Origin of the sequence: Streptomyces spinosus, assembly GCF_020400655.1 — a bacterium.
Taxonomy (GTDB): Bacteria; Actinomycetota; Actinomycetes; order Streptomycetales; family Streptomycetaceae; genus Streptomyces; species Streptomyces argyrophylli.
The window spans coordinates 84,270-101,327 of the sequence record NZ_JAINRC010000002.1 but is presented as its reverse complement, the minus strand read 5'-3'; the positions used below and the strand labels follow the sequence as shown (position 1 = coordinate 101,327).

General features: G+C 75.0%; 8 protein-coding genes and 1 tRNA gene. 7 read left to right on the top strand and 2 right to left on the bottom strand.

All coding sequences use genetic code 11. The features are described from left to right. Positions 1-41 precede the first annotated feature (41 nt). From tmk to LG395_RS04290, 6 genes are all read left to right on the top strand, one after another. Positions 42-3,380: a dTMP kinase gene (tmk, locus tag LG395_RS04315; protein WP_225808506.1), complete on the top strand. Its 3,339-nt coding sequence runs from the start codon at positions 42-44 to the stop codon at positions 3,378-3,380. A gap of 434 nt (positions 3,381-3,814) precedes the next feature. After that, positions 3,815-5,020, top strand: a complete 1,206-nt coding sequence (locus tag LG395_RS04310) for a DNA polymerase III subunit delta' (protein ID WP_171154123.1) — start codon at positions 3,815-3,817, stop codon at positions 5,018-5,020. Positions 5,021-5,310: 290 nt separating this feature from the next. Then, positions 5,311-6,933, top strand: a complete 1,623-nt coding sequence (locus LG395_RS04305; protein ID WP_225808505.1) for an alpha/beta hydrolase — start codon at positions 5,311-5,313, stop codon at positions 6,931-6,933. A gap of 108 nt (positions 6,934-7,041) precedes the next feature. Then, a tRNA-Thr gene (locus LG395_RS04300) sits at positions 7,042-7,115 on the top strand. 411 nt (positions 7,116-7,526) lie between these two features. Further along, positions 7,527-8,420 (top strand): glycosyltransferase family 2 protein, encoded by an 894-nt coding sequence (locus LG395_RS04295; RefSeq protein ID WP_225808504.1) that lies wholly within the window; start codon positions 7,527-7,529, stop codon positions 8,418-8,420. A gap of 530 nt (positions 8,421-8,950) precedes the next feature. Continuing rightward, positions 8,951-12,967, top strand: coding sequence for an AfsR/SARP family transcriptional regulator (locus tag LG395_RS04290; RefSeq protein WP_225808503.1), 4,017 nt, complete (start codon positions 8,951-8,953; stop codon positions 12,965-12,967). Positions 12,968-13,008: 41 nt separating this feature from the next. Here the strand turns inward: LG395_RS04290 and LG395_RS04285 are convergent, their stop codons facing one another. Together LG395_RS04285 and LG395_RS04280 are read right to left on the bottom strand one after the other, a co-directional pair. Then, a complete protein-coding gene (locus tag LG395_RS04285; RefSeq protein ID WP_171154115.1) occupies positions 13,009-14,697 on the bottom strand; it encodes a bifunctional 3'-5' exonuclease/DNA polymerase in 1,689 nt (562 codons plus the stop codon). A 58-nt stretch (positions 14,698-14,755) separates the two neighbouring features. Further along, positions 14,756-15,526, bottom strand: coding sequence for a Clp protease N-terminal domain-containing protein (locus LG395_RS04280; protein WP_225808502.1), 771 nt, complete (start codon positions 15,524-15,526; stop codon positions 14,756-14,758). Between the two features lie 158 nt (positions 15,527-15,684). Between LG395_RS04280 and LG395_RS04275 the strand changes: the two genes are divergently transcribed. After that, the gene (locus LG395_RS04275) at positions 15,685-16,794 is read left to right on the top strand and encodes a DUF2786 domain-containing protein (RefSeq protein WP_225808501.1); all 1,110 of its coding nucleotides are present in this window, start codon (positions 15,685-15,687) and stop codon (positions 16,792-16,794) included. The last annotated feature ends 264 nt before the right edge of the window (positions 16,795-17,058 follow it).

Here is a 17,058-nt window from a genome sequence, read left to right as displayed (position 1 = left end):
ACGCGAGGTGTGGTGTCAGCGGCTGCGGATAGGCTGAACGCATGACGCGAGCCGAGCAGCCGACGGCCCAGACCCCAGCACCGGACGACGCCCTGGTCGCCGACTCCCGCGAGCGCGCCGTACGCTCCCTGCTGCGCCGACCGCAGCTGAGGCGCCTGTGGAGCGCGCAGCTGGTGAGCGGTGTCGGCGACACCCTGTCCCTCCTCGTCCTCGTCCTGCTGGTCCTCCAGTCGGCGATCGCCGAGGGAGCCTTCGGCGGTGGCTACCGAGGCGTGGCGTTCGCGGTGGCGACGGTCTTCGCCGCGCGCGTCGTCGCCACGCTCCTCTTCGGCGCCGTCCTCCTCGGCCCGGTGACCTCCCTCACCGCTCCGGAGGGCCCGCTCGACCGCCGCTGGACCATGGTCGGCGCCGACGGCCTGCGCGCCGCGCTGCTGATCGTCGCCCCCCTGTGGATCGACTGGACGCCGGACAACGCGCTGGCTGTCCTGCTCGTCACCGCCTTCGTCACGGGCGTCGCCGAGCGGCTGTGGACCGTCTGCCGGGAGAGCGCCGCCCCGGCCCTGCTGCCGGCCCCGCCGCCGGAGGGCGCGACGGTACGGCCGCTGCCGGACCACCTGGACGCCCTGCGCCGCCTGTCGCTGCGGACGACCTTCCTGGCGGTGCCGCTGGCCGCCGCCGCCCTGGTCGTCGCCGCCCTGCTGAACAACCTGCTGGGCACCGGCGTGGCCTGGTTCGACCAGCACCAGGCGGCCCTCGGGTCGTACGTGGCGGCGGGCCTGTTCGCGGCCTCGCTGGCCGTGCTGACCTACCTGGAGCTGCCCGTCACGCGCACCCCGCGCGCGCGGTCCCCGCTGGAGGGGCTGCGCCGCCCGCGCACCGGCACCGGCGTCGACAAGGGCCGCACGGGCGCCATTCCGCTGCTCGTCCCGGCCTGCGCCGGGGTCGCCGGCGCCATCGCGGCGGCCGTCTCGGTGTGCGTGCTGCACGCCAAGGACCTGGGCGGCGGCCCCGTGCTGTACGGCCTGCTGGTGCTGGGCCTGACCGGTGGTGTCGCCATCGGCATCCGCACCGCCCCCACACTGCTGCCCTCGCTCTCCCGCCGCCGTCTGCTGGCTCTGGCCATCGCCGTCACGGGCATCGCGCTGCTGGCGGCCGGGCTGGTCCCGGACGTCACCACGGTCCTGCTGATCGTCACGCTCGCCGGCGTCGGCGCGGGCGTGGCCGCCAACACCGGGCACACCCTGCTCGACCAGGAGACCGAGGACTCCCGCCGGGCGCGCACCACCGAACACCTGCACGCCATGGTCCGCGTCTTCATAGCGTTCGGAGCCCTGATCGCGCCCCTGGTCGCGGCCCTGATCGGCCCGCACCGGCTGGAGAACGGAAGGTTCGTCTTCGCGCACGGCGGCGCGGCCTTCACCCTCATGCTGGTCGGCGCGCTGCTGCTGCCGGTGGCCGCGCTGGTGCTCGCCAAGGTCGACGACCGCTCCGGTGTGCCGCTGCGGCAAGACCTCAAGGACGCCCTGCTGGGCGGCGACGACCCGGACACCGCCCCGGCGGCCAACGGCTTCTTCATCGCCCTCGAGGGCGGCGACGGCGCCGGCAAGTCCACCCAGGCCGAGGCGCTCGCCGAGTGGATCCGCGCCAAGGGCCACGAGGTGGTGCTCACCCGCGAGCCCGGCGCCACACCGGTGGGCAAGCGGCTGCGCTCGATCCTGCTGGACGTCTCGTCGGCGGGCCTGTCCCACCGTGCGGAGGCACTGCTGTACGCCGCGGACCGAGCCGAGCACGTCGACACCGTCGTACGACCCGCCCTGGAGCGTGGCGCGGTGGTGATCACCGACCGCTACATCGACTCCTCCGTCGCCTACCAGGGCGCCGGCCGCGACCTGTCCCCGACCGAGATCGCCCGCATCAACCGCTGGGCCACCAACGGTCTCGTCCCGCACCTGACCGTCCTGCTGGACGTCTCCCCGGAGACCGCCCGCGAGCGGTTCACCGAGGCACCGGACCGGCTGGAGTCGGAGCCGGCGGAGTTCCACGCGCGCGTGCGGGCCGGTTTCCTCACGCTGGCCGCCTCCGACCCCGGGCGCTACCTGGTCGTGGACGCAGGCCAGGAGCCCGAGGCCGTCACCACCGTGATCCGCCACCGGCTGGATGTCGTGCTGCCGCTGTCCGAGGCCGAGATCAAGGCCCAGGAGGAGGCTCGCAGGAAGGCCGAGGAGGAGGCCCGCCGCAAGGCCGAGGAAGAGGCCGCCCGCAAGGCCGAGGAGGAGCGCCTGGAGCGCGAGCGCCAGGAACAGCTGGCCAAGCTGCGCGCCGAGGAGGAGGAGCGCAAGCGGCGCGAGCTGGAGGAGGCGCAGCGGCGCGAGGCTGAACGGCAGGCGGAGGAGGCCCGGCAGCGGGCCGAGGAGGCCCGCCGGCGCGCGGAGGAGGAGCGGCAGCGGCTGCTCGCCGAGGAGAAGGCACGCGCCGAGGAGGAGGCCCGCCGCCGGGCCGAGGAGGAGCGGCTCCGCAAGCAGGCCGAGGAGGAGGCCCGCCGGCGCGCCGAGGAAGAGGCCCGGCAGGCCCGGCTGCGCGCCGAGGAGGAGGCCCGGCGTCTGGAGGCCCAGCGCAAGGCCGAGGAGGCGCTGCTGCGTGCCGAGGAGGCCCGCCGGCAGGCCGCCGAGGCCGCGGCGGCGGCCGACGCGGCGGCCCGCAGGCCCAGCACGCCTCCGTCGGCGGCACCGCGGATGGTCCCGGACGCGGCCACGGTGCCGACGCCGGGGACGCCGGCGGCCGCGCGCGGGACGGACACGCGGGGCACGGACGAGGAGACGACGGTGCTGCGTCCGGTGCGTGAGCAGCGTGACCCACGCGACTTCCGGGACCTGCGTGACTCCCAGGGTGTTCCCACCGACTCCGAGGTGACCGCCGAGCTGCCGCAGCCGTCGGCGGCCACGGGACCGGCCGACGACACCGCGGTGCTGCCGCGGGTGCCGTCGGCTGCGGAGGAGACGGCCGTGCTGCCGCCGGTGTCCCCCGACGAGACGGCCGAGCTGCCGTCGGTCGCTCCGGGCGCGGCGGACGAGACCGCGGTGCTGCCGCCCGTACGGGACGACGCCCCGTCGGACCGGGTTCCGCCCGGTTTCTTCCGGGACGAGCGGCCCGCCGCGGGCCCCGACGGCTCCGAGCCGCGCACGCGCGAGATGCCCCAGCTCGGCGAGGACGGCACGCCCCGCCGCCGCCCGCGCCCCGACTGGGCCGAGGAGACCCCGCTGGACGACCTGCCCACGCTGGCCGACGAACTACTGGGTTCGTACGACGAGGGGCACTACGGCGACCAGGGCGACGGCGGGGAACAGGGCCGCAAGGGCCGTGGCCGCGGGCGCCGCGGCTGAGCCGCACGCGGGCGCGGACGCCGCGGCCGAGTCTCACGCGGGCGAGAGCCGGGTGTCGGGGCACGGTGGGGGCCGGTCTCCGGGCGTTGTCGGGAGCCGGCCTCCGGGCGCCGGGTGAGGACGGGCGCCCGGGACATCGGCGGGGCGTGCTTCTGGGCCGTCGGTGAGGTAGGCGGCATCGGGTGGCTCGGGGCAAGGCGTTGGTGACGGCTGCGGTGCTGCGCCGTCGGCCAAGGGGCGGCGAGTGTCGGCAAGGGGCCGGGTACGGCCGAGCAGGTGCCGGCGGGCTGTGCCTGCGGACAGACGCGGCCCGCCGGCGCCACCGCCTCCGCGGCCTTCGTGCGCCCTCGTTGTCAGTGCCCACCCGGACTGTCAGTGCCCACCCGCACAATGGATGCCGGTACGTGGAGTGTGACGGAAGGGCGGCGTGACCCATGACCGTGTGGGACGACCTCGTCGGGCAGGAGCGGGTGAGCGCGGTGCTCGACGCCGCCGCGCGGGACGCCGACGCCCTCGTCACGGCCGCCGCGGCGGACCAGCCGCTGCCCGAGACGTCGAAGATGACGCACGCCTGGCTCTTCACCGGCCCGCCCGGCGCGGGCCGGAACCAGGCGGCCAGGGCCTTCGCCGCCGCCCTGCAGTGCGTGAGCCCCGACCGCGCGCTCGGCGGCGCCCCTGGCTGCGGCTTCTGCGACGGCTGCCACACCGCGCTGCTCGGCACCCACGCGGATGTCACGACGGTCGCCGCGGTCGGCTCCGAGATCCTGGTCAAGGACATGCGGGACACGGTCCGCAAGTCGTTCACCTCCCCGGCGAACGGCCGCTGGCAGATCATCCTGGTCGAGGATGCCGAGCGGCTGAACGAGAAGTCGGCCAACGCGGTGCTCAAGGCGGTGGAGGAACCCGCCCCGCGCACGGTCTGGCTGCTGTGCGCCCCCTCCATCGAGGACGTCCTGCCGACCATCCGCTCCCGCTGCCGCCACCTGAACCTGCGCACGCCGTCCGTCGAGGCGGTCGCCGACATGCTCATGCGGCGCGACGGCATCGAGCCCGGGCTCGCCGCGTCCGCCGCCCGCGCCACCCAGGGGCACGTGGACCGGGCCCGCCGCCTGGCCACCGACCCGGCGGCCCGCGAGCGCCGGGCCGCCGTGCTGAAGCTCCCGCTGCGGCTGGACGAGGTCGGCGCCTGTCTGAGGGCCGCCCAGGAGCTGGTCGACGCGGCGGCCGAGGATGCCAGACAGCTCGCCGAGGAGATGGACGGCAAGGAGGCCGAGGAGCTGAAGGCGGCGCTCGGCGCGGCCCAGGGCGGCCGCATGCCGCGCGGCACGGCGGGCGTGATGAAGGAACTGGAGGACATGCAGAAGCGCCGCAGAACCCGTACGCAGCGCGACAGCCTGGACGTCGCCCTCGGCGACCTCACCGCGTTCTACCGCGACGTCCTCGCCCTGCAACTCGGTACGCGCGTGGCGCTCGCCAACGCCGACGCGGAGGACGCCCTGGAGCGGCTGGCCCGGGCCGGCACCCCGGAGTCCACGCTCCGCCGCATCGAGGCGATCGCCGCGTGCCGCGAGGCCCTGGACCGCAATGTGGCTCCGCTGCTGGCGGTGGAGGCGATGACGATGGCGCTGCGAGCGGGATGAGGAGCCCCGCCCGTGGGGGCGCCCGGCGGGGCTTGGGCCGAGGGCGTCGGGGGGATGTGCCGGCGAGGGTGACCGTCGCGGCAGCGCTCGGCCCGTCCGGCCGACCGCCGATCAGCGCTCGCCCCCTCCGACCGACCGGCGGACAGCGCTCCGGCCGTCCGGCTGACCGGCGGGGCAGGACTCGGCCCGGCAGGGCGAGCGGCTGACGAGGGAGGAAGCGCGTGTCCCTCGTACGAGCCACAATCCACACGTACCGCACACATCCCGTCGCACACGGTTAGGCTCGCCGGATGCACATCAGGCCATCCCCCCGCACCCCCCGCACCCTCCGGACCCGGGGCACCCGCGCCCGGACGACGGCCCGCCTCACGGCCACCCTCCTGACGACCGCCGCACTGCTCGTGTCCGCCTGCTCCTCCGGGAGCTCGACCACGTCCTCCGCGGGCGGGACGGTGCAGGCGGCGCTGGCCGCGCTGCCGCGTGCGACGCCGTCGGCGCTGACGCCGTACTACGGCCAGCGGCTGAGCTGGCGCGACTGCGGTGTGACCGGGTTCCAGTGCGCGACGATGAAGGCCCCGCTGGACTACGCCAGGCCCGACGCGGGCTCGGTCAGGCTCGCCGTGGCCCGGAAGAAGGCCACCGGCAAGGGCAAGCCGCTCGGCTCCCTGCTGGTCAACCCGGGCGGACCGGGCGGTTCGGCGGTCGGGTACCTCCAGCAGTACGCGGGCATCGGCTACCCGGCTCAGGTCCGGGCCCGCTACGACATGGTCGCGATGGACCCACGGGGCGTCGCCCGCAGCGAGCCCGTGCAATGCCTCGACGGGCGTCAGATGGACGCGTACACGCAGACCGACCTGACCCCCGACGATCAGCGGGAACGGGACGCGCTGGTCGCGGCGGACAGGAAGTTCGCGGAGAGCTGCGGGACCCGTTCGGCCCGGCTGCTGCGGCACGTCTCCACCGTCGAGGCGGCACGGGACATGGACATTCTGCGGGCGGCGCTCGGGGACCGGCGGCTCAACTACGTAGGGGCGTCGTACGGGACGTTCCTCGGGGCGACGTACGCAGGACTGTTCCCCCGGCGGGTCGGCCGGATGGTCCTGGACGGCGCGATGGACCCGACCGTGGACGCCCGCAGGCTGAACCTGGACCAGACGGCGGGCTTCGAGACGGCGTTCCAGGCGTTCGCGAAGGACTGCGTACGGCACTCCGACTGCCCGCTCGGCCGGAGGGGCACGACGCCGGCGCGGGTCGGCGCCAACCTGAACGCGTTCTTCCGCAAGCTGGACGGCCACCCCGACCCGGCGGGCGACGCGGACGGCCGCAAGCTGGGGGAGTCGCTGGCCACGACCGGGGTGATCGCGGCGATGTACGACGAGGGATCCTGGGAGCAACTGCGCGAGGCGCTGACCTCGGCGATGAGGAAGAACGACGGCGCCGGCCTGCTGTCCCTCGCCGACAGCTACTACGAGCGGGACGCGAACGGCCACTACAGCAATCTGATGATGGCCAACGCCGCGGTGAACTGCCTGGACCTGCCGCCGGCCTTCTCCGGTCCCGAGGACGTCGAGAAGGCGCTGCCCGCGTTCGAGAAGGCGTCCCCGGTCTTCGGCGCGGGACTGGCCTGGGCCTCGCTGAACTGCGCGTACTGGCCGGTGCGGGCGACCGGTGAGCCGCACCGCATCGAGGCGAGGGGGGCGGCACCGATCGTGGTGGTCGGCACGGTCCGCGACCCGGCCACCCCGTACCGCTGGGCCCGTTCCCTCGCCGGCCAGCTCTCCTCCTCCCGCCTGCTGACCTACGACGGCGACGGCCACACGGCGTACGGCCGGGGGAGCGCCTGCATCGACACGGCGATCGACACCTACCTGCTGCGCGGCACCCCGCCGGCCCCCGGAAAGCGCTGCTCATAGCCCCTGCCACCCACCCCGGAACCACCCCCTCCGGGGTGGGTGCGAACCACTCCCGGAAACTGTGTAGACTTACCGACGTTGCCGATCGCACCATGGTGCGGGCAGCGCGCCGCTTTAGCTCAGATGGCCAGAGCAACGCACTCGTAATGCGTAGGTCTCGGGTTCGAATCCCGAAAGCGGCTCGGTGAGAAGGCCAGGTCATGTGGTTCGTGACCTGGCCTTTCGGTTGTCCGTGGGGGAGTGCGGGGCGGCGCCGGGGCGCAGGCGGGCGGCCAGGAGGGCGATGTCGTCCTCACACGTGCCGTTGGTCAGCCGGGTCTTCTCCAGTTGTCCGGCAGGGCGGCTCCATCCTTCGCGTGGGGACAGGGAGTCGGACGCGTCCCGGCCGGCGCCCGGCGCTTGCTCCGGCACTCCCGGCGTTCGCGCCGGTTGTCTGCTCACCGCGCGGGAATGCGACGACAAAACCGGATCAAAGACGCGGCAAAGTGAATCGGCGTTCGGTGAACCCGGGGACCCCAGGCGACATCTTGGTGAACGGCGGGCAGCGCGCGGTCGGGACGCGGTGCCGCCGTCGGCCGGACGGGGTGAGGGACGTGGTGGAGCCGAGGATCGCCGTCGCCGTGGTGACCATGGGCAACCGGCCCGCCGAGGTCGACGCCCTGCTGGAGTCCGTGGCCAAGCAGGACCTCCCGCCGGCCCGCATCGTGATCGTCGGCAACGGCTGCCGGCTGCCCGAGTTCGCCCGCCGGCTCTCGCTGCCCGGCGAGGTCACCACCGTCGACGTCGAGGAGAACCTCGGCTGTCCGGGCGGCCGGAACGTCGCCCTCGCCCGGCTACGGGAGTTCGGCGACATCGACGTCGTCGTGGAGCTGGACGACGACGGACTGCTCGTCGACCCCGACGTGCTGCGCCGGGTGCGTGACCTGTACGCCGCCGACCCGCGCCTCGGCATCGTCGGCTTCCGCATCGCCGACGAGCACGGCGAGACCCAGCAGCGGCATGTGCCGAGGATCGGCGCCTCCGATCCGCTGCGCGGCGGCTACGTCACCGGTTTCCTCGGCGGCGCACACGCCCTGCGCATGGCCATGCTGGCCGAGACCGGCGACTGGCCCGCCGAGTTCTTCTTCGCGCACGAGGAGACCGACCTGGCCTGGCGGGCCGCCGACGCCGGCTGGAAGATCCTGTACGCCCCCGAACTGCTCCTCCAGCATCCCAGGACCTCACCTGCCCGGCACGCCATCTACTACCGGGTCAACGCCCGCAACCGCGTCTGGCTCGTCCGGCGCCGGCTGCCACTGCCGCTCGTCCCGGTGCACCTCGGGGTGTGGACGCTCCTCACCCTCGCCCGCACCCGTTCCCCGGCGGGGCTCAAGGCATGGTTCGGCGGGTTCGCGGAGGGGCTGCGGGAGCAGGCCGGTGAGCGGCGGCCGATGCGCTGGCGGACGGTGTGGAGGCTGACCCGGCTGGGACGCCCGCCGGTGATCTGAGCCCGGGAGCCGGGAAGCCCGGGGCGAGTGGGCCGCAAAAGCCAAGGAGCCACGGAAGTCCGGGGAGCCACGGAAGTCCGGGGAGCCACGGAAGTCCGGGACGGGAAGCGGGACGGGGCCCCGGTCGTTCACCTCCGCCGGCCGGGGCCCTTGTCGTCCCCGGACCCAGCCTGCGGCGACACTCCCCCGAGTTACGCGTGCTACGCGCGCGCCGTCGGGCCGAATCCGATGGAATGATCACATCAGGATGCGCCAACGGATCGCTAACATGTGGCCAACGGTTCGTCAGCGGATCGTGTGGAGCGGTTGGCCGGAAGTCCTCCGGCGGCAGCGGGAACTGCCCCTTCGGGCGGACGGTTTCGGCTGCCGGACCGGCGGAGGGCCGGTGGGTCGTCCTGCGGTCGGCCCACAGGACGAAGGTGGCGGGAAACCGCTGCGGACAGGGCGGAATTCCGCCAGGCGACGGCGGGTACACACCCGCGGCGGAGCGCGGTCGGGCCGACCGCGCGGGAAGGCAGTGGAGCGGCGTGATGCGGCGGTGCGAGCTGCGCTTCGGACTGCTGGGACCGCCGGTCCTCTACGACCGTCCGCGGTACGGGACGTCGTACGACGGCTCTTACGCCGCCACCCCTCCCGAAACCCCTGGCACGTCCTCGGGAACCTCCGGCACCTCACCGGGAACCTCCGGCACCTCACCGGGAGCCGCCGGCACCGGGCCCGAATCCTCCGGTGCCGGACCTGAATCCTCCGAAGCCGGAGCCGCATCCTTCGGTGCCGGAGCCGCATCCACCGGTGCCGCGTCCGAATCCTCCGGTCCCTCCGCCTCCCACCGTCCCGACGAGAAGGACGGCCACGACGCCACCGGCTACGGCGTCCGGGCCATCGGCAGCCCCAAGGTCCGCGCCCTGCTCGCCGCGCTGCTGCTGGAACCCGGCCGGGTCGTGTCGGTCGAGGCGCTGAAGGACGCGCTGTGGGGCGGCGCGCCCCCCGTCTCCGCGCAGGCCTCCCTGCACAACCACGTCACCCGGTTGCGCCGGCTTCTCGACGACCCTGAACGGCTCAGGGCCGTACCGCCGGGTTATGTGCTGCGGGTCGACCACGGCGAGTTGGACGTGCACGTCTTCGACGCCCGCGTCGCCGAGGCGCGCGCCGCGCACGCCCTGCGCGACTGGCCGGGCGTCGTACGCGCCTGCGTCTCCGCGCTCACGCTGTGGCGCGGCACGCCGCTCAGCGGACTCCCCGCCGACATCGGCGGCTACGCCCTCGTGCAGCGCCTGAGCGAGGCACGGCTGCTCCTGCTGGAGCTGCGCTACGACGCCGAACTCGCCCTCGGCGGAGCCCGCTTGACCGCGCTCGTCCCCGAGCTGGCGGCCCTCGTCGCCGAACATCCGCTGCGCGAGGCGTACCACCGTCAGCTGATGCTCGCCCTGCACCGCACCGGCCGCCAGGCCGAGGCCCTCGCCGTCCACCGTGACCTGCGTGCCCGCCTGGTAGAGGAACTCGGCATTGAACCCGGCCCGGGGGTGCGCGAGGCGCATGTCGAGGTGCTGCGGGGGACCGGTGGGGAACGGCGGCGAGGCCCGGAGTACGGCGACTCCCCGCTGCCGGCCGGGCAGAGTGGGCAACCGCGCCGGTCGGGGGACCCGGCCGACGGCGACGGTGACGGCCCCCGCGATGGCGAGGGCGAGGGCGACCGCACCGGTACCCCTAGCGGCACGGTTACCGGCACCGGCACGGGTACCGCCTTTGGTACCGCGGGCGGCTCCATGGGCGGTGCCGCGTCCCCGGCCCCCCGAGCAGCCCCCGAGTCACCTTCCACGCCCCCCGCGGCCTCCGCGGCCCCCGCGTCCGCACGGGAAGCCGACGGACCCTCCGCACGGCAGACGCCCCGTCCGGCCCAGCTGCCCGCCCCGCCGGCCCACTTCACCGGCCGTGCCGACGTGCGCCGCGAGCTGCGCCGCACGCTGACCGAGCCGTCGGCCCAGGCCCCCGCCGTCGCCGTGGTCAGCGGTATGGCCGGGGTCGGCAAGAGCGCGCTGGCCCTGCACGTGGCCCACGAGCTGAGGGAACGTTTCACCGACGGTCAGCTCTACGTCAACCTGCACGGCGCCACCCCCGGCATGACCCCGCTCACCGCCACGCAGGCGCTCTCCGCGCTGCTGCGCGACCTCGGCGCCGAGCCCCGGAACATCCCGGAACACCCCGATGCGGCCGCCGCGTTGCTCCGCTCACTGCTCGCACCCGCGCGCATCCTGCTGGTGCTGGACGACGCGGCGAACGCGGCCCAGGTGCGGCCCCTGCTGCCGGCCGGGCCCGGCTGCGCGGTGATCGTCACCAGCCGCTCACCGCTCACCGCGCTCGACGGCGCCCGTCGCTTCCCGCTCTCCCCGCTGACCGGCGAGGACAGCGCGGCCCTGCTGCGCGCGGTGAGCGGACGCGCGGGACTGGACGCCGGGCACGCGCTGGTCGAGCTGACCGGCCGGCTCCCGCTGGCGCTGCGCGTGGTCGCCGCCCGGCTCGCGGCCCGCCAGGCCCTGACCCCGGACGTCCTGGCCGGCCAACTCGCCGAGACCGGCGGGCGGTTGCGACACCTGGAGTACGACGACCTGAGCGTCCGCCGCTCCCTGGCCGTCGCCCACGACGCGCTCGCCGCCGCCGAGCGCGAGGCCGACCGGGACGCGGCCCTCGCCCTGCGTCACATCGGCGCGCTGGACCTGCCCACCTACGGTGCCCCGCTGATCGCATGCCTCACCGGCACGGACGAGCGCCGTGCCGAGGCCGCCCTGGACCGCCTGGTCGACGTCGCCCTCCTGGAGGAAACGGCGTACGGCCGCTACGTGCCCCACGACCTGGTCCGCGACTTCGCCCGCGAACTGGCCGACGCCCTGCCGCACCCCGCCGTGCCCCCCGCCGCCGACGAGGCAAGGCCTGACGGATTCGGGCGGACTCCCGCACCTGCCGGAACCGAGCCCTCCACGGAGAGCCCCCGCCCCGCCGACAACGGCACTCCCGGCACCACCGAGGCCGATGGCGCCGCCGGTTCAACAGAGGCCGCTGGCGCCGCCGGCACCACCGAGGCCGATTACGCCGCCGAGACCTCCGACCCCGCCGACCCGGCCCGCACGTTCGGCTCCGACTCCACCCCGGCCGTCCCCGGGCGCACGTCCGGCCCGGAGTCCGCCCCTCCCGCGCCTGAGCGCACGTCCGGCCCGACCCGCACGTTCGGTCCGCAGTCCGTCCCCGCCGCCCCGTCCCACACGCCTGGTCCGGAGTCCGCCCCCACCGCCCCGGCCCGCACGCCCGGCCCGGGCTTCGCCTCCGCCGGCCCCGAGGGCACGCCCAACCAGGGTCCGGCCCCCGCCGTCGCCGATCCCGCATCCCACCGCGGACCCACCCCCGTCGCCCCCGATCTGGCCGCCCTGCGCTGGTACGCCGCCATGGCCGAGCGGGTGCTGTCGGCGGTCGTGGAGCCGGGGCTCGATCAGGACGACCGGCGGCGGCCGACCTCCGCGCAGCCGGCGGGGCACGCGGCGGACGTGGCGGCGCTGGCGGCGTTCGAGTCGGCCGAGGAGGCCTTCGCCTGGGGCGAGCTGGAGCTGGAGAACGTCGTCACCCTGGTGGCACGCAACGCGGACACCGAGGATCCGCGCACGGCCGCCCATCTCTCGGCGCTCGTACGGCTCCTCTTCCCCTATGTGCAGCGCAGCGGCCGGGTCGCCGAGATGGAGGTGCTGGGGCGGGCCGCACTGGGCGCCGCGCGGCGGCTGCGGGACCCGGAGGCCGAGGCGTACGCGCTGGGCGACCTCGCGGGCCTGCACTTCCTGACCGGCCGGCAGAACGACGCCCTCGCCCTGACCGAGCAGGCCCTGGAGATCTGGGAGCGGCTGGGCACGGCCTCCAGGATCCGGCGCTGCCTGAACAACCGCGGACTGCTGCTGGAGGGGCTGGGGCGGTTCGCGGAGTCGGGGGAGGCGCTGCGGCAGAGCCTGGCCTACTCGCGGCTGCTGAACGACCCTTACGGCGAGGCCGTCACCCGCAGCCACCTGGGCAACCTCTACGAACACACCGACCCGCGCGCCGCCATCGAACAGCACCAGCGTTCGCTGGCCATCGGGGACGAGATCGGCGCCGTCATCGTGCAGCACTCGGCGCACTGCAACATCGGCTACGCCCATCTGACGCTCGGCGAACCGGCCGCCGCCGCCCGGCACTTCGAGGAGAGCCTGCGCATCCTCGGCGGTCACGGCGACTGGCACGGCGAGTCCCAGACCCGGCTCGGCCTGGTCCGCGCGCTGCGGCGGCTGGGGCAGGCCGAGCGGGCGGCGGACGAGTGCGCCGAGCTGCTGCGCCGGGCCGACGCCCGTGCCGACCGGTACATGGGCGGGCTGGCCCTGCACCAGCACGGCTTCCTGCTGCGCGAGCGGGGGCGGCCGGCCGAGGCGTACGACGCCTGGCGCGCGGCCCACGAGGCGCTGGACGGCACCGACGAGCAGGCGGTCCTGGCGGAGCTGCGGGAGTTGCTGAGCGGCGGCCCGGCCGCGGGATGAGCCGCTGTGGCCGCCTGGCCCGCCAGGCGTCACACCGCTCCTCACTTGGCGTCGGCGTAGCACTCGACCACCGCCGTCGTGAACGGGAACCGCACGGGTGTGTCGCCGAAGGTCAGCCGGCCGGCGAGGGCGGCGGACTCGCGGACGGCCTGCACGACGGTGTCGGCCTCCTCGGCGGGGCAGTGCACGATGACCTCGTCGTGCTGGAAGAAGACCAGTTCGGCCTTCAGCCCGGCGCAGGCCCGGCGCAGCGCGGCGAGCAGCAGCAGGGCCCAGTCGGCGGCGCTGCCCTGGACGACGAAGTTCCGTGCGAAGCGTCCCCGCGCGCGGGAGTCGGTCGACGCGTAGCCGGGGCCCCAGCCGGTCTGGCCCTCGGGTTCCTCCTCGCCCACGGGGATGCCCGCCTCCTCCGCCGTGTCCTCGCCGGCCCGGACGGCAGGGGGACAGGTGCGGCCCAGCCAGGTGCGCACCAGCCGGCCCTCCTCGCCCGCGCGGGCCGCCTCGTCGACGTGGGCGACGGCCTTGGGGAAGCGGCGGCGGAGCGCGGCGAGGTTCTTCAGGCCGTCCCCGGAGGTCTGGCCGTAGATCGCGCCGAGCACGGCGAGTTTGGCCTGGTCCCGGTCGCCGGAGAAGGCGCGGTCGGAGACGGACTGGTAGAGGTCGCTCTCGCGGCCGGCCACCTCCATCAGGCCGGGGTCGCGGGAGATCGCGGCGAGCACGCGCGGCTCCATCTGGTCGGCGTCGGCCACCACCAGCCGCCAGCCGGGGTCGGCGACGACGGCCCGGCGGATCACCTTGGGGATCTGCAGCGCGCCCCCGCCGTTGGTCACCCAGCGCCCGGTGACCGTGCCGCCGGCCAGGAACTCGGGGCGGAAACGGCCGTCGCGCACCCAGTCCTGGAGCCAGGACCAGCCGTGGGCCACCCAGATGCGGTACAGCTTCTTGTACTCCAGCAGGGGCTCGACGGCCGGGTGGTCGACGGACTGGATCTCCCAGCGGCGGGTGGACTTCACCTTGATCCCGGCCTGCGCGAAGGCCTTGACGACATCGGCGGGCAGATCGGGCCGCACCCGGCGGCCGAAGGCGGCGGACACCTCGTCGGCCAGCTCGGCGAGGCGGCGCGGCTCGCCGCCGCCCGCGTACCGCTCGCCGAGCAGGTCGCGCAGCAGTTCGCGGTGGACCTCGGCGCTCCAGGGCAGGCCCGCGTGGTTCATCTCGGCGGCTACCAGCGTCCCGGCCGACTCGGCGGCGGTCAGCAGCCTCATGCGGCCGGGATGAGCGGTCTTCTCGTGCCGCCGCACCTGGTCGGCGTAGACCTCGAGCAGGTCCGGCAGGGGCAGGTGGCTGCCGACGGGTTCGAAGAGCGGGGACTGGGCGCTCGGATCGGCCGCCCGCTGCGGCGGATCGGGCGGGACAGGGCCGCCGCGGAGGCGGGCCAGGGCGGCGGCGGCCGAGCGTGGCTCGCCGTACCGCCCCTCGTGGCCGAGCAGGAGGGTCTCGGCGTCCTCGATGTCGTAGCACCGCTCCACTCGCACCCCCGTGGCGAGCAGTCGCGGGTAGACCTCGGGGGTCGACCGCCACACCCAGCGCGTCACCTCCGGGCGGCTCCGCACCGCGGCGGCGAGATCGCTCTCCCGCCGCACCGGTCCGGCGGGCAGCCCGTCCGGGCCGAGGGGGGCGACGTCCACGCCTCCGTCCTCGGCCGGTGCGAGCGCCCACCGGTCGGTCATGACTGCGAGTGTGGCAGGGGGGTCTGACAACGGCTTCGGCCCGCGGATCCGGCCGGTTTCAGTCCTGGCCCGGTTCCGGGGCCCCGGCCGCCGCCTCCGCTGCCGCTTCCTTCCGCTCCGACAGCAGCGAGAGCGCCTTGCCGACGTACTCCTCGGTGCCCGCCTTGGAGATGCCGAGGTCGCTGAGGACCCCCTGGCCGTTCTCGTGCTCCAGCAGGGCGAGCAGGAGGTGCTCGGTGCCGATGTAGTTGTGGCCGAGCCGGAGGGCTTCGCGGAAGGTGAGTTCCAGGGCCTTCTTGGCCTCGGGGCCGTAGGGGACGAGGTCGGGCGCGTCATCCGCGGCGGGCGGGAGCGCGGCGGTCGCGGCCTGGCGTACGGCGTCCAGGGGGACGCCCTGCGCGGTGATCGCCTTCGCGGCCAGCCCCTCCGGCTCGGCCAGGAGCCCGAGGAGCAGGTGTTCGGGGCGGCCCTCGGCGTTGCGGGCGGCCACCGCCTCGTTGTGCGCGGCCATGACCACGTTCCGCGCGCGTGGGGTGTAGCGGCTGAAGCCCTGGCTGGGGTCCAGGTCGGTGGACTCCTTGGGCACGAACCGCTTCTGCGCCGCCTGCCGGGTCACGCCCATGCTGCGTCCGATGTCGGTCCAGGAAGCGCCCGAGCGGCGGGCCTGGTCGACGAAGTGCCCGATCAGGTGGTCGGCCACGTCGTCGAGGTGATCGGCGGCGATCACCGCGTCCTGGAGCTGGTCGAGGGGTTCGCTGTGGGCCTTCTTGATCGCCTGGATGAGGTCGTCGAGGCGTACGGATGCCGTGATGTTCGGGTTGGTCGCCATAGTGTCAACCGTAGGTTGCGCTCCGCCTAGCGTCAACCGATGGTTGACACTCCCTCGTCACCTTTCCGGGCCGCCTCGCCTCCATCCATCGAAACCTTCATCCACAGGGTGTGGACAACGATCGTGCGCTGTCGGCATGGCATGGCACGATCGACAGCGTGACCAGCACCGCCACCACCGTCGAACGGGCCTTCCGGGCCGCCCTCTACGACGACACCGACACCGGCCTCGACACGGGCGCCTCCCTGCTCGCCGCCGACCCGGGCGCCGACGCCGAACTCACGCGGCGCGGCGAGGACTTCGTGGCCGGGGCCTGGCAGCGCGGCTGGCAGCCCGCCGACCTCATACGCCTGGTCCGGCGCGAGCTGGGCGACGCGCACGTCGGGCCGGCCGCCGCGCTGATCCGGGCGCAGGCCGGGCGGGACCGCCCGCGCGGGCGCCGCTGGGCCGACCAGCTCGCGGCGCTGCCCGCCGGACCCGAACGCACCACCGACCGCTTCTCGCACGCCACGGCGGCCCTCGAGCTGTACCGCCTGCTGCTGCGCCTGCCCGCCCTGGAGCCCCTGGACGAGGAGCCCCGGCGCACCCCCGGTCCGGGCGCCTCCCGCACGCTCACCCGCATCCGCGCGCTGCTCGCCAAGGCTGAGGCAACCGGCTATCCGGAGGAGGCCGAGGCGCTCAGCGCCAAGGCGCAGGAGCTGATGGCCAGGTACAGCGTCGACGAGGCGCTGCTCGCCGCCGAGGCGCCCGCGCCGGACGCGCCCGGCGCCTGCCGTATCGGGGTGGAGCCTCCGTACGAACAGGCCAAGGCGGTCCTGCTGGACGCGGTGGCCACGGCGAACCACTGCCGCGCGGTGTGGAACGAACCGTTCGGCTTCTCCACGGTCGTCGGCTTCGAGGCGGACCTGGAGGCGGTCGAGCTGCTCTACACCTCGCTGCTGGTGCAGGCCACGCACGCGATGACGAAGGCGGAGGCCGCCCAGAGAGCCGGCGGGCGCAAGCGGACGAAGACCTTCCGGCAGTCGTTCCTGGCGGCCTACGCGCACCGCGTGGGCGACCGGCTCGCGGCTGCCGCCGAGACCCAGGTGACCCAGGACCTGCTGCCGGTGCTGGCCACACGCGAGACGGCCGTGACCGGCCGGCTGGAGCGGATGTTCCCGCAGACCACGACGACCCGGCTGCGGGGGGTCAGCGACGCGGCGGGCTGGACGGAGGGCGCACGCGCGGCGGACCGGGCCCAGGTCGGATCCCGCCCGCGCCTGGGGTGACGGCCGTTCACCACGCGCCTGGATCACCGGCGTTGCCTCTGCCGACCCACCTGGTCGCCGAGCGCTCACCCGAAGCGGCAAGCGACGTCCGGTCGCCCGGCCCCGCTCCTGTACCGCCCCGCGCGGTCACCGCCGCCCACTCGTTCACCGCCACGCTCGGTGACCGACCCGCGCGCGTGCCCCGCGGCCCGGTCGCCGGCCCGTGTTCGCGCCTCCCGGCCCGGTCGCCGGCCCGCGCCCGTGCCCACAGACCCGGTCACCGTC